The following is a 19,309-nucleotide window of genomic DNA, read 5'->3' as shown; positions in this document are numbered from 1 at the left end:
TAAAGTTCCCTCACTACGAAGCCTGTAATCACAAGAAGTAAATTGGTTTGTAGTGAGCACTTTAGTGCTTCAACGCCTAGCCGGAGAGGGCTAAAGTTCCCTCACTACGAAGCCTGTAATCACAAGAAGTAAATTGGTTTGTAGTGAGCACTTTAGTGCTTCAACGCCTAGCCGGAGAGGGCTAAAGTTCCCTCACTACGAAGCCTGTAGAAGCCGTAGGGTGCGTTACGCTAAGCTGTCATGCATTTAAATTGGGTATTAGCAGCGAGCAAGATGCTCGCACTACAAGGATTTTGCCATTCTTGACATTAAGGTTTAAATGCCGAACAGCTTACGCTAACGCACCAGACAAATGACATAAAACCAATAACCAATGACACCGACCCAGTTATTAATTTTCGCATCGGCTGGCTTATTCGCCGGAATCCTAGCCGGCTTTTTGGGAATCGGTGGCGGTACAGTTCTTGTACCTTTATTAGTAACCTTAGGATATGACTATCAACAAGCCGTTGCCACAAGTACCCTGTCAATCGTTATTACAGCGATTTCGGGTACGGTGCAGAATTGGCGGCTGGGTAACATAGATTTTAAACGCATCATTGCCATTGGCTTTCCAGCTATTATAACAGCGCCAATTGGCGCTTATTTGACAGAATTATTTGCCGACTACTGGTTAAAAGCGGCATTTGGACTATTACTCCTAATTAATATTTACTTAGTTCGACTCCGCAAACGCTTGAAAGCTAGAGAAAAGCAAGACTCTCTCGAAACAGTAACTCCCCGACAAATTCCGCCCTCAAAAAGTCAAGCAGCATTAGCCAGAATTGGCACAGGAAGTACCGCAGGCTTACTCGCTGGTGTATTTGGTGTGGGTGGCGGTGTGATTCTAGTTCCCTTGCAAATTTTACTCTTGGGAGAGAGCATTAAAACGGCAATTCAGACGAGTCTAGGGGTGATTGTGATTACCGCAATTTCGGCTTGTGTTGGTCATGCTGTACAAGGGAATGTGTTATGGATTGAGGGATTACTTCTGGGTACAGGGGGGTTATTAGGAGTGCAAATTAGTACCCGTTTTTTGCCTAAATTACCAGATCAGGTAGTCAGTTTAGCATTTAGTGCATTACTGGCTATCTTAGCCATTTACTTTTTCTGGCAGGCATGGCAAAGTTATAGCTGAATTGGCACGGGCTTTCTTCTGGGTTTCCATGGTCATTTGTATAAGTCGGCTATTCTGCCTCGTGTCCAATTCGATGATATCTGCTCTCCACTCGATTGGTTAATGTTTCTGGACAATGTTCCAGACGATTAAGTGTAATTTTTCCCGCCAGGACTACGGGTTGTTTTCTCTCTTTTTTTGAGAAATCTGGATCAAGGGTATTATTTTGACTTTCGTTTCGATTTGGGCGGTGTTCGGTGTGCGCCGAAATATTTTTCACTGCGGTAGCGAAGCCACACTCGCAATACTTGGGGGATCTGTTCTTTTTGTTCTTTGGTCAGGGTATTATAAAGTGCTAAAGCGCGATCGCGTTCTCGGCGACAGGCAGGATTATTGTGAGCATCCCAGTAGCTACGGGCAACCCGAATCCGCCGACAGACTTCTTTGATCAGTGCTTTTCCGGTGAGGGGTTGTTTCTGCTTTGCCATACTTGAATCAGAATGCATTATATAGGCTCAATTCTAACCTTACAGAGTATACAGACAGATCCCAGACTGGGATCTTGCTGAGAACTTAAATTAATCCAGAACGAAACGCCTGAACTGCTGATTGAGTACGATCATCACCACGCAGTTTATCCAAAACATTTTGGACATAGTGTTGAACTGTTCCCGCTGGAATATCTAACCGTTTAGCAATTACCTCATTATCATACCCTTCAATAATGAACTGCAAAACCGCTAACTCCTGTTCAGTTAAAGGACAAGCCGCTATCAGTTGACTGGGTTCGCTAATATAATTCTGAATCGGTACTGGTTCTTGGGTGGGTGCTATCTCAGGTTGAGTCTGAGTTAAACTACTATGTTTTAGAACAATTTTAGCAATTCCGGGATCAAGCCAAACATCGCCTCTATTAGTCAGTTTAATCGCATTTAATAGCTGCTCAAAATCAATCGTTTTCATGCAATAGGAACTCGCTCCGGCTGCTAATGCCGCCATGACCACTGCTTCATTTTCCTCTAAAGTTAATATTAAAATTTTTGTCGAACAACCTGGATGATTATCGTTAATATTTTGAAAGCGTCGAGTTAACTCGATGCCATCCATGTCAGGAAGTCCAATGTCAACAATTCCAATATCTGGTTGAACCCTTTCCAGTAACGTTAACCCATCAGCACCATTAGCAGCTTCACCTACCAATTCAATCTCATGACTCTCTTGTAAAGCGGTTCGGAAGCCTATGCGAGTGAGTTCATGGTCTTCAATTAAAACGACTCTAATTTTACTCATTATCAATCAGAATTTATGTCCAGGTACTTATCTGAGGATGAATGGTGCTGACTGAGGGCTGGTGGATTTCGACTTCGCTCAACCCACCCTACGATATGTCGAGGGTTTGGGTGTCTAAGGGGAAATCAGGCATTGCCATGCATCTTAGCGTACCCTGGAAGCTAAAGCGCGATCGCACTCCCGTAACTGCTACCCTTAGGCTAGGCGTCTCTAGACTTCCAGAACCTTGTACCCTGAAGAGTAGAACAGTTATCCATCAACACAGGAACCGCTATGCAAAAGTACCTCCCTTTAGTTGCTCGGATTTTTCTCTCCGTTATTTTTATCAAGTCAGGGATTAGTAAAATTTTCGGTTTCGCTGGCACTCAAGAGTATATGGCTGCTAGCGGAATTCCTTTGGCGGGTATCGTTCTCATTCCTACGATTATTATATTAGTGGGTGGCGGACTCTCAGTTTTATTCGGTTACAAAGCCCGTTGGGGAGCTTTATTATTGATTGGCTTTTTAATTCCCGCTACCTTAATTTTTCACACCCAGTTTCCTGAAGAAGAAAATGCCTTTTTCAAGAATTTAGGCTTAATGGGCGGACTATTAATGGTTGTTGCATTTGGTGCAGGTGAGATTAGTTTGGATGAGCGCAGCGAATCCTCTTCTATGCAGTCGGCGAAATAGCTTGGTCATTTGATTAGCATAAGCTGGGGAATAGAAAGGAGGTGCAACCTGTTCAGCATTTCAACCTTAATAAAATAATAGCGAATTCCTTGTAGTGGGGAGCATCCCGTTTTGGACAAAGCATTACCTCAAATAACGCAATTGCAAGGGTTTCAGCCCCATTCAAAGAGCCAACGTGCCAAATTGGGATGCTCCCTTGTAGTGCGTTAAGCGAAGCCATGCCGCAGGCTTTGCATCTTGCTCGCTACTCATACCGAATTTATCGCTACTCATACCAAATTTAAATGTATGACAAATTATCGGTTATTAACTGATGAGAAAAAATCCGCGATCGCACTTCAATATTTATTACAATGTATGGAGGAAATCTCTCCAATTTTTCAGGAGGATACAATTATGTCAATTCAAAGCCAAAACACAATGGGAAAAGTTTTCACCCAATTGACAATTATTAACCGAGCTGACCAAATTCGGGCAGAAGATGGAACAATTTCACCTGAACAAATTCGGTCACTCACGCTGGAAAATGTATTGGTAGACACAGGAGCTACGACTTTGTGTTTGCCATCTGATGCAATTGCTTCACTGGGACTAAAAATCCTCAAAGAAGTTGATGTCGCGACAGCCATGGGTATTGGCAAAGCCCGAATTTTTCGAGATGCTACCCTATCTATCTTTGGTAGAGAAGGAACCTTTGAGTGTTTGGAATTACCTGGTGGTGCAGACGCGCTTTTGGGCGTGATACCGTTGGAAGCATTGGGGTTAGATATAGATGTGCAAAATCAAACCTTGAAGCCGTTACCCATCAGTCCAACAGATACCTATTTGACGATTTTGTAGGAATCTATAATTAATGGAAGAAGCTGGAAAACATCAGTTGGGTTTCGACTTCGCTCAACCCAACCTACTTAAGGATTCTAAAACCTTGACCAATGACCAATGACAAATGACCAATGACAAACCTTTATACCCTTGAGCTACTGTATTAATCCAAACTGCCCCAACCCTGAAAACTCAACAACTCAAAAATTTTGCCAAACCTGTGGCACAAAACTTATCCTAGCAGAACGATATCGTCCGCTTCGGCTTCTAGGTGCTGGAGGATTGGGTAGAACCCTGTTAGCCGAGGATGAATCCCAACCCTCAAAACCTTACTGCGCCATCAAACAATTTTATCCCCAAGGACAAAACAATTCCCCGAAAGCTGCCCAATTATTTCATCAAGAAGCAGAACGCTTAAAAGAATTAGGCAACCATCCCCAAATCCCGGCATTTTTAGCCTATTTTGAGCAAGATACTTGTCAGTACATTGTCCAGGAATTCATCGATGGACAGAATCTGAATCAAGAGTTATCCCAACTCGGTGCTTTTTCTGAAAAGCAGATTTGCTCTCTGCTGAGTGATTTACTTCCCGTACTGCAATTTATTCATCAAGGTAATGTCATTCATCGAGATATTAAACCTGAGAATATTATCCGGCGGCGTCGCGATAATAAATTAGTTCTCGTCGATTTTGGGGCGGCGAAATATGCTACTTGGACAATATTAGCAAAAACCGGGACAACCATTGGTTCTGCTGGATATGCTGCACCTGAACAAACCTTTGGTAAAGCTGTCTTTGCTAGCGATATCTATAGTTTGGGCGTTACTTGCATTCACTTGTTAACCCAGATGCAGCCCTTTGATTTATATGAACCGCTAGAAAGTGGGTTTATCTGGCGACAGTATTTAGTCAATAATCCAATTAGTCATAACTTGGCTGGACTGCTGGACAAAATGATTGATCCGGTGATGAAACAGCGACATCAATCAGTTGAGCAAGTTCTCCAATATTTCCATCACTTGGGAACAAATAAGGTAACGATTCAACCAACTATTTCATCGCAACCCCTAAACGTTAATGCTTCGCTTATCAATACAATTCGGGGTCATTCGGATAGAATCTCCACTATAACCTTCAGCCCCGATAAAAAAAGTCTGGCGAGTGGTAGTGTTGATAAAACCATTAAACTGTGGCAAGTGAGTATGGCATGGGAAATTCGTACATTTGGTGGCTGGTTTTCTGGGAACCATAGTAAGGAGATAACTTGTCTGGCATTTAGCCCGGATGGAAAATATCTAGTCAGTGGAAGTCGGGATGAAACCCTCAGATTATGGCAGGTAAAAACTGGGAAACAACGGGTTAGTGTCAAAAGTCATAACGGTGGCGTTGATTCAGTCGCATTTAACCCGAAGAAACGTCTTTTGGTAAGTTGCGGTAGAGATAACAAAATTCGGATTTGTCAGAGTCAAACGTTGAAAACGATACAGGTTTTATCGAGTCGCTCCAGTGGATTTAATTGTGTCGCCTTTAGTCCCGATGGACAAATCTTGGCGAGTGGAAGTGGGTATCGAACCATTAAACTGTGGTATGTTCCCCACTGGCAAAGGCTGGGGACTCTAGCCGGACATATCAATTCCGTTGATGCGATCGCGTTTAGTCCTGATAGTATGATTCTAGCTAGTGGCAGTTCAGACGCGACGATTCGGTTATGGGATATTCGCACTCTGACTCAAACCGCCCTAATTCAAGGGAATTTTCCCCAAGTGCGTTCCCTCGTCTTTAGTCCCGATGGGCGTCTCCTCGCCAGTTGCGGTGGTGATAACAGGATTAGGATTTGGGATGTTGCGACTGGACAAGAATGCTGTACTCTCGAAGGACATACGGACATCGTTCAAGTTGTGGCATTTAGCCCCGATGGACAAACTTTGGCAAGTGGGAGTTGTGATAAAACGATTAAAATTTGGCGTGTTTGGTAAGTAGTGAAACCCGCCCCTACATAATCTCCCCTATCTGACACACCGAGCGAAGTCGAGGTGTTCCTCATCTACCTGTTCCCTTATAATATGACTCAACCCATCAACCTTTTCGAGTACGAATCATTAGCCCATCAGCAGTTATCTCGCATGGCGCTAGATTATTACGCCAGTGGCGCTTGGGATGAAGTAACCTTACGCGATAATCGGACAGCGTTTGAGAAATTCAAACTTCTTCCCCGCATGTTAGTTGATGTCAGTCAGCGAGATTTAAGTACAACGGTTTTAGGGCAATCTCTCTCCCTACCCATTCTAATTGCGCCGACGGCATTTCAATGTTTAGCCCATCCAGAAGGGGAAATCGTGACAGCAAAGGTAGCGGCTAACGTGGGTTCAGCGATGGTATTGAGTACCATGTCCACTCAACCGTTAGAAGAGGTGGCATTGACATCCAAACAGATACAGTCAGACTCTCAGACAGATAGTCATTCTCCATTATGGTTTCAACTCTATGTGCATCGCGATCGCGCTTTGACTCAAAACTTAGTTGAACGGGCGGAAGCCGCCGGGTATAGCGCCCTCTGTCTCACCGTCGATGCGCCTGTTTTAGGGTGTCGAGAAAAGGATAAACGCAATCAGTTTACCTTACCCCTGGGGATGCAGTTGGCAAATTTAGTCCATCGCGATATTCCGGAAACAGTCGGCGAATCCGGGTTATTTGCCTATTTTGTCCAACAGCTTGACCCCAGCTTGACATGGCAGGATTTGGAATGGTTGCAGTCCTTGACAAAACTACCAATTATTGTTAAAGGAGTTTTACGGGGGGATGATGCACTGCGGGCGGTGGAACATGGGGCAAAAGCCGTGATTGTCTCCAATCATGGCGGTAGACAATTGGATAGTGCGATCGCGTCAATTGATGCGCTTCCTGATGTTGTCGCGGCTGTCGGCGATAAGGTTGATGTCCTCATGGATGGAGGGATTCGCCGTGGCACAGATGTCCTCAAAGCCTTAGCATTAGGGGCGAAAGCGGTGTTAGTGGGGCGTCCGGTATTGTGGGGATTAGCCGTGGCGGGAGAAGCGGGCGTACAGCATGTCTTGGAATTGTTGCGGGATGAGTTGGATGTGGCAATGGCATTGAGTGGTTGTGCCAAGGTACAGGATATTGATCAAAGTTTACTCACGCAATCCTTGTAGTGTGAGCATCTTGCTCACTACCTATACCCAATTTAAATGCATGACCCCCATTCAGCGACCACCCCTAAAAAGGTGGCGTGGTGAGGAATCCCTGTGCGTTCACGCCAGGGAGGATGTCAACAGACAAAGTTATTCCCCTTCCCTGGTAGGGAAGGGGTTGGGGGTTAGGTTGGTAAGACTATTGAGCCAACTTATCGAACTTTTTTGCGCTTATCAACGATAACGACTTCTGGATCTTTATCGCCTTCTAGATCATGAGCTTGAACAACTTCTCGATGATTTGTTCTTGGCTGCTTAGCCGTTGACACAGGCTTTTGTTCTACATGTGTTTCTACATGTTTTTCTTTCAGGTGAACGTTTTCTTCATGCTCATGTTCAACCTGTTCAGGTGCCTCAAAGATTTCCAATTCTTCCGCATGGCGATCGCGCATAATTGAGGCAGCATGTTCTACTTTCTCTTCACTTCCCCTGACCATCAACAAATAGTCGCCAGCTTTGACGCGCTCATTGTACACCTTGGCTTTTTCTTCCGGAATACCCAGACCAATCAAAGCGCCAATAATACCGCCTGCTGCTGCACCAACTCCGGCTCCGGCTAAGGTTGATCCTAACGCCCCTATCTCGGCTCCGGCGGCGAGGATTGGACCAACACCAGGAATCGCCAGTACACCGACACCAATCAAGAAGCCACCGACACCACCAAGAAGAGTACCCGTAGTCGCACCTATACCGGCTCCTTCTTTGGCTTCATTCCCCTGTCTTTCGGTAATTTCCTTGGCACCTTCCACATCTTCGATATTCCGTGCTAGGAGAGAGACTCTCTCCATATCAAAATTCGCATCCTTGAGCGCCTGAATCGTATCTTGCAGATCTTCGCGCTTGGGGAAAATACCAACAACACGTTTGTAGTCGCGGGTTTCGGGTACAAACTTTTCTTTTTCTAACATTACTGTTTCCTTTGAATAAATTAAACAACGTTAGGCTTGATTCAGCCCTTTGTTTTGGTTTTGACTAAAAGCCGTCCCCATGAAGGCAAAGGTAGATAAACTAATGTCACACTTCATCCTTCAGAACAAACTTATTATTTGTTATCGACAGCAGAAGGAAAAATATCTTCGGCTACGATAACGGGTCTGTCTGTATATCTAGACCCAAACTCCTTAATCTTTTCTGCGTCCCAACCGAGGTCAGAATCCTGCAACAGCTTCGGGTCAAACTGACGCGCTACACCTGTCACGGTGACTCTTTCGCCTTCTTGAACAACGCTATCCTCAGCTTTAAGATTGCGATTGACACCAATCACTAAAACGCCGATATCATCTACCCAACCATCTTCAAATAGAGAGATTGAACTGGGAGAGTAAATATCTCTAACATCACCCTCGACAGCAATAACTTTGTCGAAATAGCCTGCAGGTGCTTCCGCTAAGTCTTGAGGAGTCGGTGCAAGGGCGAGGGATTCAGCGATAATAGCGGGTTTGTCTTCATACTCAATATATTCGTCACCTAACTCTACACCGTATTCGGTTTCGATATCGGCAATCACCAATTGCACGACTTCACCCGTTACTTGAATCGGCATCTCTTGATCCTCTGGAAGCTGGAAGGAAGATTCTGTAACATCCAGGATTAGAATAGATTCACCGCCCAACTCCTCCGCCTGCACGACATAGCCAAAGTCACCCACTTTTTGTTCGACTGTGTTTCTAATTGTGACCTGTTTCCCGATGATGTCTTCGGTATTTTCAGCAACCTCCTCGGTGGTAACGTTAGTTTTTCCTTCTTGAATTTCCTCGTTACCCGTCGTGCAGCCAGGAAGCAGCAAAGCGACTAGAGCGAATGCGATCGCGCCTAAGTAAGTCCCTGTTCGTTTAGTCCATAAGGGGACGGAGTCTCCTTGATTCAACATGTATTATTCCTATTTCTAGAACGAAAATCGCTGCTTATCATCGCAACAAACCCAACCATCTAACTTGTTGACGGTTAGATGGAGGCGTTGTAAAACGTTAGTTTTAGCGTTTTACTTATTGCACTAATCTACATTCGCTCTAAACAGCCCTTTGTGAATCTATCAAGAGAGTGACTTTTCCCCTCTGACTAATTGCAGATTATTCCGGAAGCTTGAGCGGTTACTCCTTTTTCCGGATAGACACAGGGGTAAATTGAGGGTGTCATTGATTTCTGCCATAATGATCGGAATGCAAGCACTTAACACCCTAGCTCTAACTGTCATTTTAGGCGTTACCCTAACGGTTGCGTCATTTGCCCAACCCGTTCAGGCACAACCCTGGCGTCCTGTGCGTGGTAGTATCCTGTTTGGGATTAGTGGCATGGTACTCCTCGAACAGCAAGAGGATTCCACTTCGTTTCTAATTGTTCATGACAATAAAGGGGTAGGGGAAGGGCGTCTGGCGATGATCAGGATTACAGGCGAACAAGCCCCTGAATATAGTCCAATCAACTGGTCAAAACAACCTTTACCTGTAGATTTAGAAGCACTCACGGCTGTTCCTGGACAATCAGAACCCACATTTATGGCGTTAACCAGTTCGGGAACAGTCTATCATTTCCGGCTCAATGGCAATTCTCAGAATGTGTCTGTTGTAAATGTATTTAATTTGCCCAATTTGCCGGAAGGAACTAACCTAGAAGGATTTGCTTTGCAAAAAATTGAGGATAAGCTGCTCGCAGTTTGGGCGCATCGGGGTAACAATGAAGAACCCGGAGTCCTGTACTGGGGATTTTTGGACTTGAAAACTAATGAGATTACGCCTCAAGGTTCAGCCCCTTTAACCGTCCCGTTTCCAGTGGATAATGTTCGCCATATTTCTGATCTCAAGGTTGATTCGGCTGGAATTGTTTACATTACCTCGGCTTCCGATAAGGGTAACGATGGACCCTTCCAGTCTGCCGTTTACGTGGCGGGTGGTTTGAGTTTACAGGATAATCTTATCGTATTTCGTCAAAATCAGGCATTGGTTCCTATTTATCGTTTAAATTATCACAAAGTAGAAGCGATTGAACTCGTACCGGGTACAGCCGGAGGAATTATATTAGGAACCGATGATGAAAATATGGGTTCATCGGTTTTGGGTTTTGACGGAATGTTTTAGTCCCTTATTTTTCAAGGCATTGATAACCAGTGGAGAGGGCGGGTTTTGTTGAACATTTATTGGTAGATATCTGAATTTAGTCCCTAAACCTGCCCCTACAATTCACCAACTGCTTTGACGCAATCAACACTTTAGCTACTCGGCTCAATATCCGCCAAAGTTTATCTGCTCTCTACTTCATCTGACAGATGAGCAAATTAACGCTGCCTTATCCTATATTGAAGCAAATCGCCTTGAAGTTGAAACCGAGTATCAAATTGTCCTGAAACAGGCTGAAGAAAATCGACGGTATTGGCAGGAGCGTAATCGTGAACATGCAGATCGTGTTGCCACAATGCCGCCAAAACCAGGTCGCGAAATTCTTTGGGCAAAACTCCAACAACAGAAAGCTAGACATCAACTAGAAGAGCGCTGTAACTCCCAGTCAGCTAAAGCTGACTTGAGCTTTTAGCCTTGGGTTTAAACCCAAGGCGGTTTAACATAGAGTTCGATAATGATTAATTTAAGGTTCCTTTAAAACTGACGTGACCAATCTTTAAACCAGCGTTCTACCACCACTTTTGTTTGAGTAAAAAACTCCACAGCTTGTCGCCCCTGTCCATGTAAATCGCCATAAAAACTATTTTTCCAACCACTAAAGGGAAAGAATGCCATCGGTGCGGCTACGCCAATATTAATGCCAATATTTCCCGCTTCGGCTTCATACCGAAACTGTCGCGCTGCAGCACCACTGGTGGTAAATAAACACGCCATATTTCCCCATTGACCCCCGTTGACTAATGCGATCGCGTCTTCAATGGTGTCCAGATGCATTAAACTCAACACCGGACCAAATATTTCCGTTTGAGATAGAGAACTGTCGGGGTTGACATTTTCCAGAATTGTGGGTCGAATAAAATTCCCTTGCTCATACCCGGAAATCTTCACCTTGCGCCCGTCTACTAATACCTTTGCACCTTCATCAGCACCCTGTTGAATCAATCCCTCAATCCGGGTTTGACTGTCACGGCTAATCACCGGTCCCATTTCTACCCCTTCATCCAACCCATAGCCGACGACACGAGTTTGAGCCGCAGACGCGATCGCATCGGTAAAACTATGCCGTGCTTCCCCCACAGTAACCGCCACAGACGCCGCCAGACACCGTTGTCCCGCACAGCCAAAGGCACTATCGGCAGCAATTCGAGTCGTCATTTCCATATCTGCATCCGGGAGAACAATTAGGGGATTTTTCGCCCCACCCTGACATTGCACCCGCTTACCGTGAGCAGCGCCTTTGCTGTATACATACTGTGCCACCGGGGATGATCCGACAAAACTAATGGCGCGAATTTTGGGATGTTCTAAAATCGCATCCACGACGGTTTTTGCCCCATTCACCAAATTGACTACCCCTTTCGGTAATCCCGTCGCTTCTAATAACTCAAACACCTTTTGCATCGTCAACGGAACTTTTTCCGAAGGTTTAACAATACAGGTATTCCCACAGGCGATCGCATAAGGTAGAAACCAGAAGGGAATCATCCCTGGAAAATTGAACGGCGCAATAATCGCGATGACTCCCACAGGTTGACGAATCATGATTTCATCAATCCCTCGGGCAACATCTTCCAGGTTGTATCCCTGCATCAGCATCGGAATCCCACAGGCGACTTCCACATTTTCAATTGCCCGTCGTAATTCAGCTTTTGATTCCTTTAGGGTTTTACCGCATTCCAGGGTAATCGTCTGGGCTAATTCGTCCAAATTCTCGTCTAATAAAACCTTAAGTTTAAACAGATATTGGACTCGGGTTGGTGGAGGAATCCGCCGCCAATCGGAGAAAGCAACCGCCGCCGCCTCCACCGCCGTATCTACATCATCTTGAGGCGATAAAGGGACTTGGGCTAAAACATCAACCGTAGCCGGATTAACCACCTGAAGCGATTCCGTGGCGCTGGAGGGACACCATTTGCCATTGATATAGTTCGGTAACAGATTTTTGAGATGCACCGTTAGTTCTCCAAAATGGGGGAGTTAGGGTTGTAGAGACGTAGCATGCTACGTCTGGGAGATGGGGAAGATGAGGGAGATAAGGGAGATTATGTAGGGGCTCACTTTCACTACTATCTTTTCGGTTACACCAAGATGTAACTCGCGCCCGCCCCGACTGTACAAATGACGAATGACGAATGACAAATGACGAATGACAAATGACAAATGACATAAGACAAATTACCGATCAACCACATTTAAGCGTCGAGTAATCATCGTCATCCCATCACCGCGAATCAAAACGGCTGAAATCCAGCGATCCTGGGGTGTTAAGGGCGCTCGTCCTACTTTAAAAATTCCGCCTGCGGATAGTAAATCCAATTCCAAGTCACTGGGTTGGCTGTAGCGATCGCCATTAATCGGTTCTTCTAAGGCTGTTCCCAATAGTAGATTATCTCCCAGGGGTTCTTGGACGATCGCATCAAAGTTAAACGACTGACCAATACGCACCTGTTCTGGTAAAATCACTTGCAGGTTGGGAGGATTGACGCCAGAGGTTAGTTGGGAACGTTCTGCCAATATTTCCGAGGAGACGATTTGTTGATTTTCGTAACGTTGGCGCGATCGCAACATGGATTCGAGTTTCACCATTGTACCGTTGTTGGGCTGAGTTCCGGTTACGGTGGTGACTGTCTCCGCCACAATCCCATCCCCTTGATTTTCCCAAGACTGTAACTCGGTGCGATACGTCAATTGAGGATAGCGTTCCCACAGTTGCTTCAGGGCTTCCTCCATCTGGGCGTGAGTCAAACCGTCAGAATGTTTGAAATCCTGGCTATAGAACTGCATCACACCCTCCACATCTCGGCGATTTGCGGCTGCATCGATTTGCGCCAGGAGTTCTTTAAGCTGAGGTGGGGCGGTTGCGGGATCTTCGGCTTTTGCTGCCGTTGCCCATCCCAGGGTTAAACCCAGGGCGAAGAGCAAAATCATTGACCCGTTCAGGGAATACGCCTTGGTTTTCGCGCTCAAGGAACCTGACTTTTCACACCCTGGGGAGAAGTCAAAGCCTCTCTCCTTGAAGGATAGAGGTTTGGAGAGAGGTTTTCTATATCCCGTGAAAAGTACGCTCAAGGAACGGGAAACGCGACGAAACATATTGACCGGATTGTGCATTAGGGGCATCGTAGGAAATAGTTTATATAAAGAAATTGGCTTCCAATTGGACAGATAAGATGGTATATTCGCCAATTTACTGCCAATTTTCGATTTTAACTCGACATAAGAGTCGCCTTTAGGAGGAACAACGACCTTGGCTGACACTCCAATTCGCTTATTGATTGCTGCCAGTGGCACAGGAGGACACTTATTTCCGGCGCTGGCGTTAGCTCAACAGTTACCAGAGTACCAAATTGAGTGGCTGGGCGTACCGAACCGTGTGGAACAAGCGGTGATTCCCCAACACTATCCCCTGCACACGATATCGGTTGAAGGCTTTCAGAAACCCTTGGGACTCAATACGGTTCGCGTTTTTGGGCGTCTTGTGGGTTCCATCCGGCAGGTGCAGCGACTGCTCCAAACTCAGCAATTTGATGCTCTGTTTACCACAGGCGGTTATATTGCCGGACCTGCGATCATCGCAGCACGGTTACAGGGATTGCCTGTCATTTTACATGAATCCAACGCCATTCCCGGAAAAGTCACCCGTTGGCTGAGTCCCTTCTGTGATCAGGTGGCGCTCGGATTTGACGCCGCCTCCAAGTATTTACCCAAAGCCCAAACCGTCACCGTGGGTACACCTGTTCGGGCTGATTTCTATAAGCCTCAGCCGTTAGACTTACCGATTCCTGATGATGTGCCGTTAATTGTCGTGGTTGGCGGTTCCCAAGGGGCGGTGAGTGTGAATCAACTCGTGCGTCAATGCGCCAAGAGTTGGTTTGAAATGGGCGCTTGGATAGTCCATTTAACCGGAGAAAAAGACCCAGAGGCTTCCACCTTAGAGCATCCTCACTATATTGGACTGCCATTTTATAACAACATGGCTGCCCTATTGCAACGGGCGAATTTAGCGATTAGTCGGGCGGGTGCAGGTTCGTTAACCGAACTGGCGATAACCGGAACCCCTGCTATTTTAATTCCTTATCCTTACGCCGCAGAAGATCACCAAAGCTTTAATGCGGCTAGTTTTGCCCAAAAAGGGGCGGCTCTGGTTTTTCCGCAATCTGAACTCAGTCCCGAATTACTCGAAAGTAAGGTATCCTATTTGCTCAAATCTCCAGAAATTCTCCAGCAAATGGCAGAAAAAGCGGCATCGTTAGCGGTGACGGATAGTGCAGAACAATTAGCCACGTTGATGCGTCAGCTTGTGGAGAAAAAATAAGGGAAATTTCAGATAATTAGGGGCTGCTGAATAAGTCTTGTGGTGGGGAAAGGCAATAGGCAGTCAAGGAGGCGATCGAGAGTGGGTGGGGATGGCTTGAGGTTCATCGTTCTATATTTAATTTAGCGATCGCGTACTTTTACAAAAGTTAATCAGCGTACCGTTTACTTTTATCCGACTACTGATCAACAGCATATTCGTCACTGTATAGTTTCTTGATGCCGCACGCTTCACAGCCTATTGCTTGCATACAACACATTGTGCGAATATACTCATAGTGTTCATTGGGGAGTTGCAGGTAGTACAAATGGCAAAAGCGGTAAAATATGAGCAAATTTTGCTTTTCTCTTTCGACTCTGACAAAGATAGCTATTATTTGACCTTTAAGAAGCTTTACTACCATCTCTATTCCAATAGCTCATCTAGCCGTGCTGAACGTATCATTGAGGACATATCAAAAATTCTTCTTTGTAAACTGCTAATTGACAAAGGAAACGTTACCAATATATTAGATAGTTATATGGAGGGTAAAGGTACAGCGAACGAGTTGCTTTTACCAGAACTTCGGAAGAACTATCCATCCGCCATGGATGAATCTGACAGATTTAGTCTTGGAGATTCATCAATTAAAAGCAGTTTCAAAGTTTTATCAGATATTAATTTAGTTGAGTCGCCTTCCTATATTATTGGTGAGGCTTTTCAAGCCCTTATCGGGCCAAAGCTGAGAGGAGATAAAGGGCAGTTTTTTACTCCTAGAAGCTTAGTGAAAACAATGGTAAGCATTGCCGACCCGAAGCCATATAGTAAAGTTGTCGATCCGGCTTGTGGCACGGGCAGCTTCCTATCAGAAAGTTACAATTATTGGATCGAGACTACAGGTGAAACACTCTTGCCAGATAATCACTATTCGTTAGTTGGTCTAGATAAGGATAAAGATATCTCAAGACTTGCAACAGCTACTCTAGAAATTATTGCACCCAATAAATACTCAGTATTTACAACGAATTCACTCGACATAAATCATTTAATTGCTTCTGGATTTAGCTCTAAAATATTTGATGCAGATGTAGTTTTAACAAATCCTCCATTTGGGGCAAAAATTGGAGTCACTAGAGAAAGTATTCTGGAACAATATGATCTGGGTCATCACTGGTACTTTTCATCTACTGAGAATTCTTGGATTAAAAGTGACAAAGTTCGTAAAAATCAAGATCCACAAATTTTGTTCATTGAATTATGTGTAAAAATCCTTAAGCCAGGTGGAGTTTTAGGAATCGTATTACCCGAAGGGGTTTTCGGTAACAAGCAAACTGGATACATTTGGGACTATCTTCATCAAGAGGGTATTATCACAGCTCTTCTGGACTGCCCTCGTACAACATTTCAACCTGGGACAGATACAAAAACCAATGTTCTTTTTTTTCAAAAGTTTAAGGATAAATCTCACAATAAAACTAGATATCCTATTAAAGTTCCTATTGCAGTCGCTTTGCATTGCGGTCATGATCGTCGAGGACGGGTAACCCTAGAAAATGGACAAAAATATCCCGACGATTTTATTACCATTGCTCACGAATTCAAGGATAACAATAGTTCTAAATATTGGTCGAATTGTGAAGTCAATAATCCCTATTATTGGGTACCAAGATTTTATGATGCTTCTTTAAGTAAAAGTATTCAAAAAAAAGCTTTTGAGATGCAGGCTGATTTGGCATCCTTTGATGAGCTTATTAAAAGTGGCTATATTGCTATTAGGAAAGGGCATGAAGTCGGCTCTCAAGCCTATGGAACTGGCAACATTCCCTTTATTAGAACGTCTGACATTGCGAATTGGGAAGTCTCTGTAGATCCGACTAACGCTGTTAGCGAGGAAATTTTTCAAAAATACGCTAAGTACCAAAAACTTAAAACGGGTGACATATTGCTGGTTGTAGACGGAAGATACCGAATTGGACGTACAGCAATTCTTCATTCCAATAACATCAAAAGTGTTATTCAAAGTCACTTTAAAATTATTACAGTTACGACTCAAGCACCCTTTAACAGTTATGAACTACTGTATATCCTTAACATGCCTTTGATACTTCAGCAAATGAGGAGTTTAACCTTTATTCAATCAACGCTGGGAAGCATTGGAAAAAGATTAGGGCAGTTGCAAATATTCATTCCAACTCAAACAGAGGAGTGGATCACTGAGATCAGCAATTTTGAGCGTCTCCTTTCAGCTAGGGCATCTATATTGTCTGAACTTCAAAAATTCCACACACCCGAACCAGAACTATAAGCACCTAGCTCTATCTAAAATGCCTTCAATCCAAGCGTAGAATTCATCCAAAGTCTTAGCTCCCTGAGCGATATTACATTCTCTATGGGCAAAACCTACATTATCGGCATTGTGAACTCTTGGATTTTTGTGGCATGTTTCTATCGCAGCTTTCCCTCTTTGTGCTGTTGAGAATAAATTAAATGAAATAGGCAGTAAGCAAACTTCACACTTAGTCGAACCTGGAGTCATTTCTTTAAAAACTTTTTCTAAATATCTTTGTATGTCATCTGGAGGTGTGGGAGAATCGGGCATTTGATAAACTAGCCATGTTAATTTCATGGCAACCTGCATACAATCCTCATAAGTGGCTGCTTTTTCTCTCAGTTTAGCCACAATACCCGGTCTAAGTTTGCTCATGTCTAACTCATAGTTCAGTAATTCTTCATCAGATAGGAGCATAGCCCAGCGTAAAATCCTATTTGGTCCAGCATCATCGCTTGCCCATGATGCACCTGTCGTATTAGTTGAATCACGCTTAATTTTATCGGCAATTTTTTTGTATCTTTTTTGAAGGTCTTTCAAATAGGGATATTCTAAGCACTTTCCATCATGTCCTTTTTCACGATGACAGCGATGATTAGCAATTGGCGCAAACCTAGATCGGCTATTAAGTGATTTCAAACAGAACTCAATCATATCTAGAGGTTTACGAATTCATCCAATGAACCCATCAGAGAACTGGGCTTGATTTGCAAAGCCTCGCAGAGCTTGACTATATTTTCTAAGGAAATATTTCGTTCACCTCTTTCAATACTTCCAACGTAAGTTCGATGCATACCCGCTAACTCGGCTAGCTGCTCCTGGGAAAAGCCTAATTCTTCACGCCTAGCCCTCACATCAGCACCAAACTTTTCGCGAAGTGTCATCATTACCTCTGCTAAGGATTGCTGACGCTAATAATCGGGTGGTGATGACTAAGAGTCTACAGACTATAAGTAGCGCTTGAGGGTGTGCAATTCACTGGTTATTGTCCATTAAACAGTTAAATGTCACCCATTAAACATTTAGTGTCATGTCTGGCGACAAATAGCTCTTTATTGACATCCTCCCTCGCCGGAGACGAGGGATTCCTAAACCTCACGATTTAGGTTTCTGCTTCTTTCCCCTTCGACTAGCGAGAGAGGTTTTTCGCAACTGCCCCTTGGACTTATGCCCATCAGGTCTTATGTTCGCTCCACAGACTATCACCGCAAGCCCTGCGGCGAGAATATTATTTGCGGCATTAATGTCTCGGTCATGGTGGGTTCCACATTCCGGGCAATCCCACTCCCTAACATCAAGCGGCAATTTATCAACAACGTGACCACAATGTCCACAGCGCTTAGAGCTGGGAAACCATCGGTCAATCTTAACCAGTATTCGACCGTACCACTGGCACTTATACTCCAATTGACGAACCAGTTCACTCCAGCTTGCGTCAGCAATTGCTTGAGCCAACTTATGGTTTTTCATCATATTCTTCACGGCTAAATCTTCGACAACAATCGTTTGATTTTCACGTACCAGTCGAGTCGTTAGCTTGTGAAGGAAATCTTTACGGGCGTCGGCAATTTGAGCATGGATTCGAGCAACCTGCCGCCTTGCCTTTTCCCTATTATTTGAACCTTTCACCTGGCGAGACAATGCTTTTTGAGCTTGTCTCAACTTGCGTTTTAGCCGCTTAAAATGCTTGGGATTGACAATCTTTTCCCCATCGCTGGTTGCAATCAAGGAGGTAATACCTGCATCAATCCCAATCGCTTTATCAAGTTGAGGAAGCGATTTGACCGTATGCTCCTCAACACCTCGGCTCCGCTCGGTGTTGACGCTGAGCGGAGCCGAAGCGTCAACCAACACAGAGACAAACCATCGCCCAGAAGCATCCAACCTTACTGTAACCGTAGAGGGTTCACAGTTTTCTGGAAGGGTACGACTCCAGCGAATTGGCAGAGGTTCACAACATTTTGCCAACCACAATTGCCCATCCTTCCACTTAAAGGCAGAACGAGTAAACTCAGCACTACCACCATTCCGCTTCTTTTTGAAGTTGGGGTATTTAGCACGACCTGCCCAGAAATTGGTAAACGCTTTTTGCAAGTTCCTCAATCCCTGCTGCAATGGTACACAGCTCACTTCATTAAGAAATTGCTTGTCTTCTTGCTTTTTCCAATCTGTCAGCATAGCGGATGTCTGTTTGTAGTCAATCCGCTCTTGCCTTTCATACCAGCCTTCAGTTCGGGTGTGCAACGCCAAGTTGTAGACCAACCGAACACAACCCAACGTGCGGCGCAAGAGTTGTTCTTGTTCCGGCGTTGGGTAAAAGCGGTATCGGTAGGCGCGTTGAGTCATGCCTCACATTCTATCACATTCCCTGTAAAAACTGTAAACGGTAACCGGAGGCGCGGCTTTCCTCCCGTCGCTAAAAG

17 protein-coding genes are annotated in these 19,309 nt (G+C 44.7%); 8 read left to right on the top strand and 9 right to left on the bottom strand.

Going from position 1 to position 19,309, the window contains the following annotated elements; all coding sequences use genetic code 11:
- Positions 1-373 precede the first annotated feature (373 nt).
- A complete protein-coding gene (locus tag RH949_RS12285) occupies positions 374-1,177 on the top strand; it encodes a sulfite exporter TauE/SafE family protein (protein ID WP_446353421.1) in 804 nt (267 codons plus the stop codon).
- Positions 1,178-1,377: 200 nt separating this feature from the next.
- On the opposite strand, the gene RH949_RS12280 is transcribed toward RH949_RS12285, so the two are convergent.
- The gene (locus tag RH949_RS12280; protein WP_044204786.1) at positions 1,378-1,644 is read right to left on the bottom strand and encodes a hypothetical protein; all 267 of its coding nucleotides are present in this window, start codon (positions 1,642-1,644) and stop codon (positions 1,378-1,380) included.
- Positions 1,645-1,729: 85 nt separating this feature from the next.
- Positions 1,730-2,446 (bottom strand): response regulator, encoded by a 717-nt coding sequence (locus tag RH949_RS12275; protein ID WP_446353419.1) that lies wholly within the window; start codon positions 2,444-2,446, stop codon positions 1,730-1,732.
- Between the two features lie 273 nt (positions 2,447-2,719).
- Here RH949_RS12275 and RH949_RS12270 point away from each other — a divergent pair, with 273 nt between their 5' ends.
- The 4 genes from RH949_RS12270 to RH949_RS12255 all read left to right on the top strand — a co-directional run bounded on the left by RH949_RS12270 (position 2,720) and on the right by RH949_RS12255 (position 7,111).
- Positions 2,720-3,118, top strand: coding sequence for a DoxX family protein (locus RH949_RS12270; protein WP_006098577.1), 399 nt, complete (start codon positions 2,720-2,722; stop codon positions 3,116-3,118).
- A gap of 396 nt (positions 3,119-3,514) precedes the next feature.
- The gene (locus tag RH949_RS12265) at positions 3,515-3,958 is read left to right on the top strand and encodes a retroviral-like aspartic protease family protein (RefSeq protein ID WP_446353426.1); all 444 of its coding nucleotides are present in this window, start codon (positions 3,515-3,517) and stop codon (positions 3,956-3,958) included.
- A gap of 132 nt (positions 3,959-4,090) precedes the next feature.
- Positions 4,091-5,917 carry a protein kinase domain-containing protein gene (locus RH949_RS12260; protein WP_446353417.1) on the top strand — a complete coding sequence of 609 codons (1,827 nt, stop codon included), beginning with the start codon at positions 4,091-4,093 and terminating at the stop codon, positions 5,915-5,917.
- A gap of 87 nt (positions 5,918-6,004) precedes the next feature.
- The gene (locus RH949_RS12255) at positions 6,005-7,111 is read left to right on the top strand and encodes an alpha-hydroxy acid oxidase (RefSeq protein WP_446353424.1); all 1,107 of its coding nucleotides are present in this window, start codon (positions 6,005-6,007) and stop codon (positions 7,109-7,111) included.
- A gap of 191 nt (positions 7,112-7,302) precedes the next feature.
- On the opposite strand, the gene RH949_RS12250 is transcribed toward RH949_RS12255, so the two are convergent.
- Positions 7,303-8,058: a histidine kinase gene (locus RH949_RS12250; RefSeq protein ID WP_446353415.1), complete on the bottom strand. Its 756-nt coding sequence runs from the start codon at positions 8,056-8,058 to the stop codon at positions 7,303-7,305.
- A 134-nt stretch (positions 8,059-8,192) separates the two neighbouring features.
- The gene (locus RH949_RS12245; protein ID WP_446353413.1) at positions 8,193-9,020 is read right to left on the bottom strand and encodes a hypothetical protein; all 828 of its coding nucleotides are present in this window, start codon (positions 9,018-9,020) and stop codon (positions 8,193-8,195) included.
- Between the two features lie 289 nt (positions 9,021-9,309).
- On the opposite strand from RH949_RS12245, the gene RH949_RS12240 reads away from it, so the two are divergent.
- Complete coding sequence (locus RH949_RS12240) at positions 9,310-10,224, top strand: hypothetical protein (protein ID WP_446353412.1); 915 nt, start codon at positions 9,310-9,312, stop codon at positions 10,222-10,224.
- 513 nt (positions 10,225-10,737) lie between these two features.
- Here the strand turns inward: RH949_RS12240 and RH949_RS12235 are convergent.
- Together RH949_RS12235 and RH949_RS12230 are read right to left on the bottom strand one after the other, a co-directional pair.
- Positions 10,738-12,216 carry a CoA-acylating methylmalonate-semialdehyde dehydrogenase gene (locus RH949_RS12235; RefSeq protein WP_446353410.1) on the bottom strand — a complete coding sequence of 493 codons (1,479 nt, stop codon included), beginning with the start codon at positions 12,214-12,216 and terminating at the stop codon, positions 10,738-10,740.
- A gap of 222 nt (positions 12,217-12,438) precedes the next feature.
- Entirely contained in the window at positions 12,439-13,521 is a 1,083-nt protein-coding gene (locus RH949_RS12230) for a YybH family protein (RefSeq protein ID WP_446353408.1), read from the bottom strand.
- Between RH949_RS12230 and murG the strand changes: the two genes are divergently transcribed.
- Both murG and RH949_RS12220 read left to right on the top strand, forming a co-directional pair.
- A complete protein-coding gene (murG, locus tag RH949_RS12225; protein WP_446353406.1) occupies positions 13,511-14,578 on the top strand; it encodes an undecaprenyldiphospho-muramoylpentapeptide beta-N-acetylglucosaminyltransferase in 1,068 nt (355 codons plus the stop codon). The genes RH949_RS12230 and murG overlap by 11 nt on opposite strands.
- Before the next feature lie 307 nt (positions 14,579-14,885).
- Positions 14,886-16,862: an N-6 DNA methylase gene (locus RH949_RS12220; RefSeq protein ID WP_446353404.1), complete on the top strand. Its 1,977-nt coding sequence runs from the start codon at positions 14,886-14,888 to the stop codon at positions 16,860-16,862.
- On the opposite strand, the gene RH949_RS12215 is transcribed toward RH949_RS12220, so the two are convergent.
- The 3 genes from RH949_RS12215 to RH949_RS12205 all read right to left on the bottom strand — a co-directional run bounded on the left by RH949_RS12215 (position 16,857) and on the right by RH949_RS12205 (position 19,232).
- On the bottom strand, positions 16,857-17,540 hold the full coding sequence (locus tag RH949_RS12215) for a hypothetical protein (protein ID WP_044204812.1): 684 nt from the start codon (positions 17,538-17,540) through the stop codon (positions 16,857-16,859). The two genes, RH949_RS12220 and RH949_RS12215, sit on opposite strands and share 6 nt — an antisense overlap.
- 2 nt (positions 17,541-17,542) lie before the next feature.
- Positions 17,543-17,770, bottom strand: coding sequence for a helix-turn-helix domain-containing protein (locus RH949_RS12210; protein ID WP_006098625.1), 228 nt, complete (start codon positions 17,768-17,770; stop codon positions 17,543-17,545).
- A 211-nt stretch (positions 17,771-17,981) separates the two neighbouring features.
- Positions 17,982-19,232, bottom strand: a complete 1,251-nt coding sequence (locus tag RH949_RS12205; RefSeq protein ID WP_446353402.1) for an RNA-guided endonuclease InsQ/TnpB family protein — start codon at positions 19,230-19,232, stop codon at positions 17,982-17,984.
- Positions 19,233-19,309 lie beyond the last annotated feature (77 nt).

The organism is Coleofasciculus sp. A1-SPW-01 (assembly GCF_040217205.1).
Taxonomy (GTDB): Bacteria; Cyanobacteriota; Cyanobacteriia; order Cyanobacteriales; family Coleofasciculaceae; genus Coleofasciculus; species Coleofasciculus chthonoplastes_A.
The sequence above is the reverse complement of the archived record's forward strand: the minus strand, read 5'-3'. Positions and strand labels throughout refer to the sequence as shown.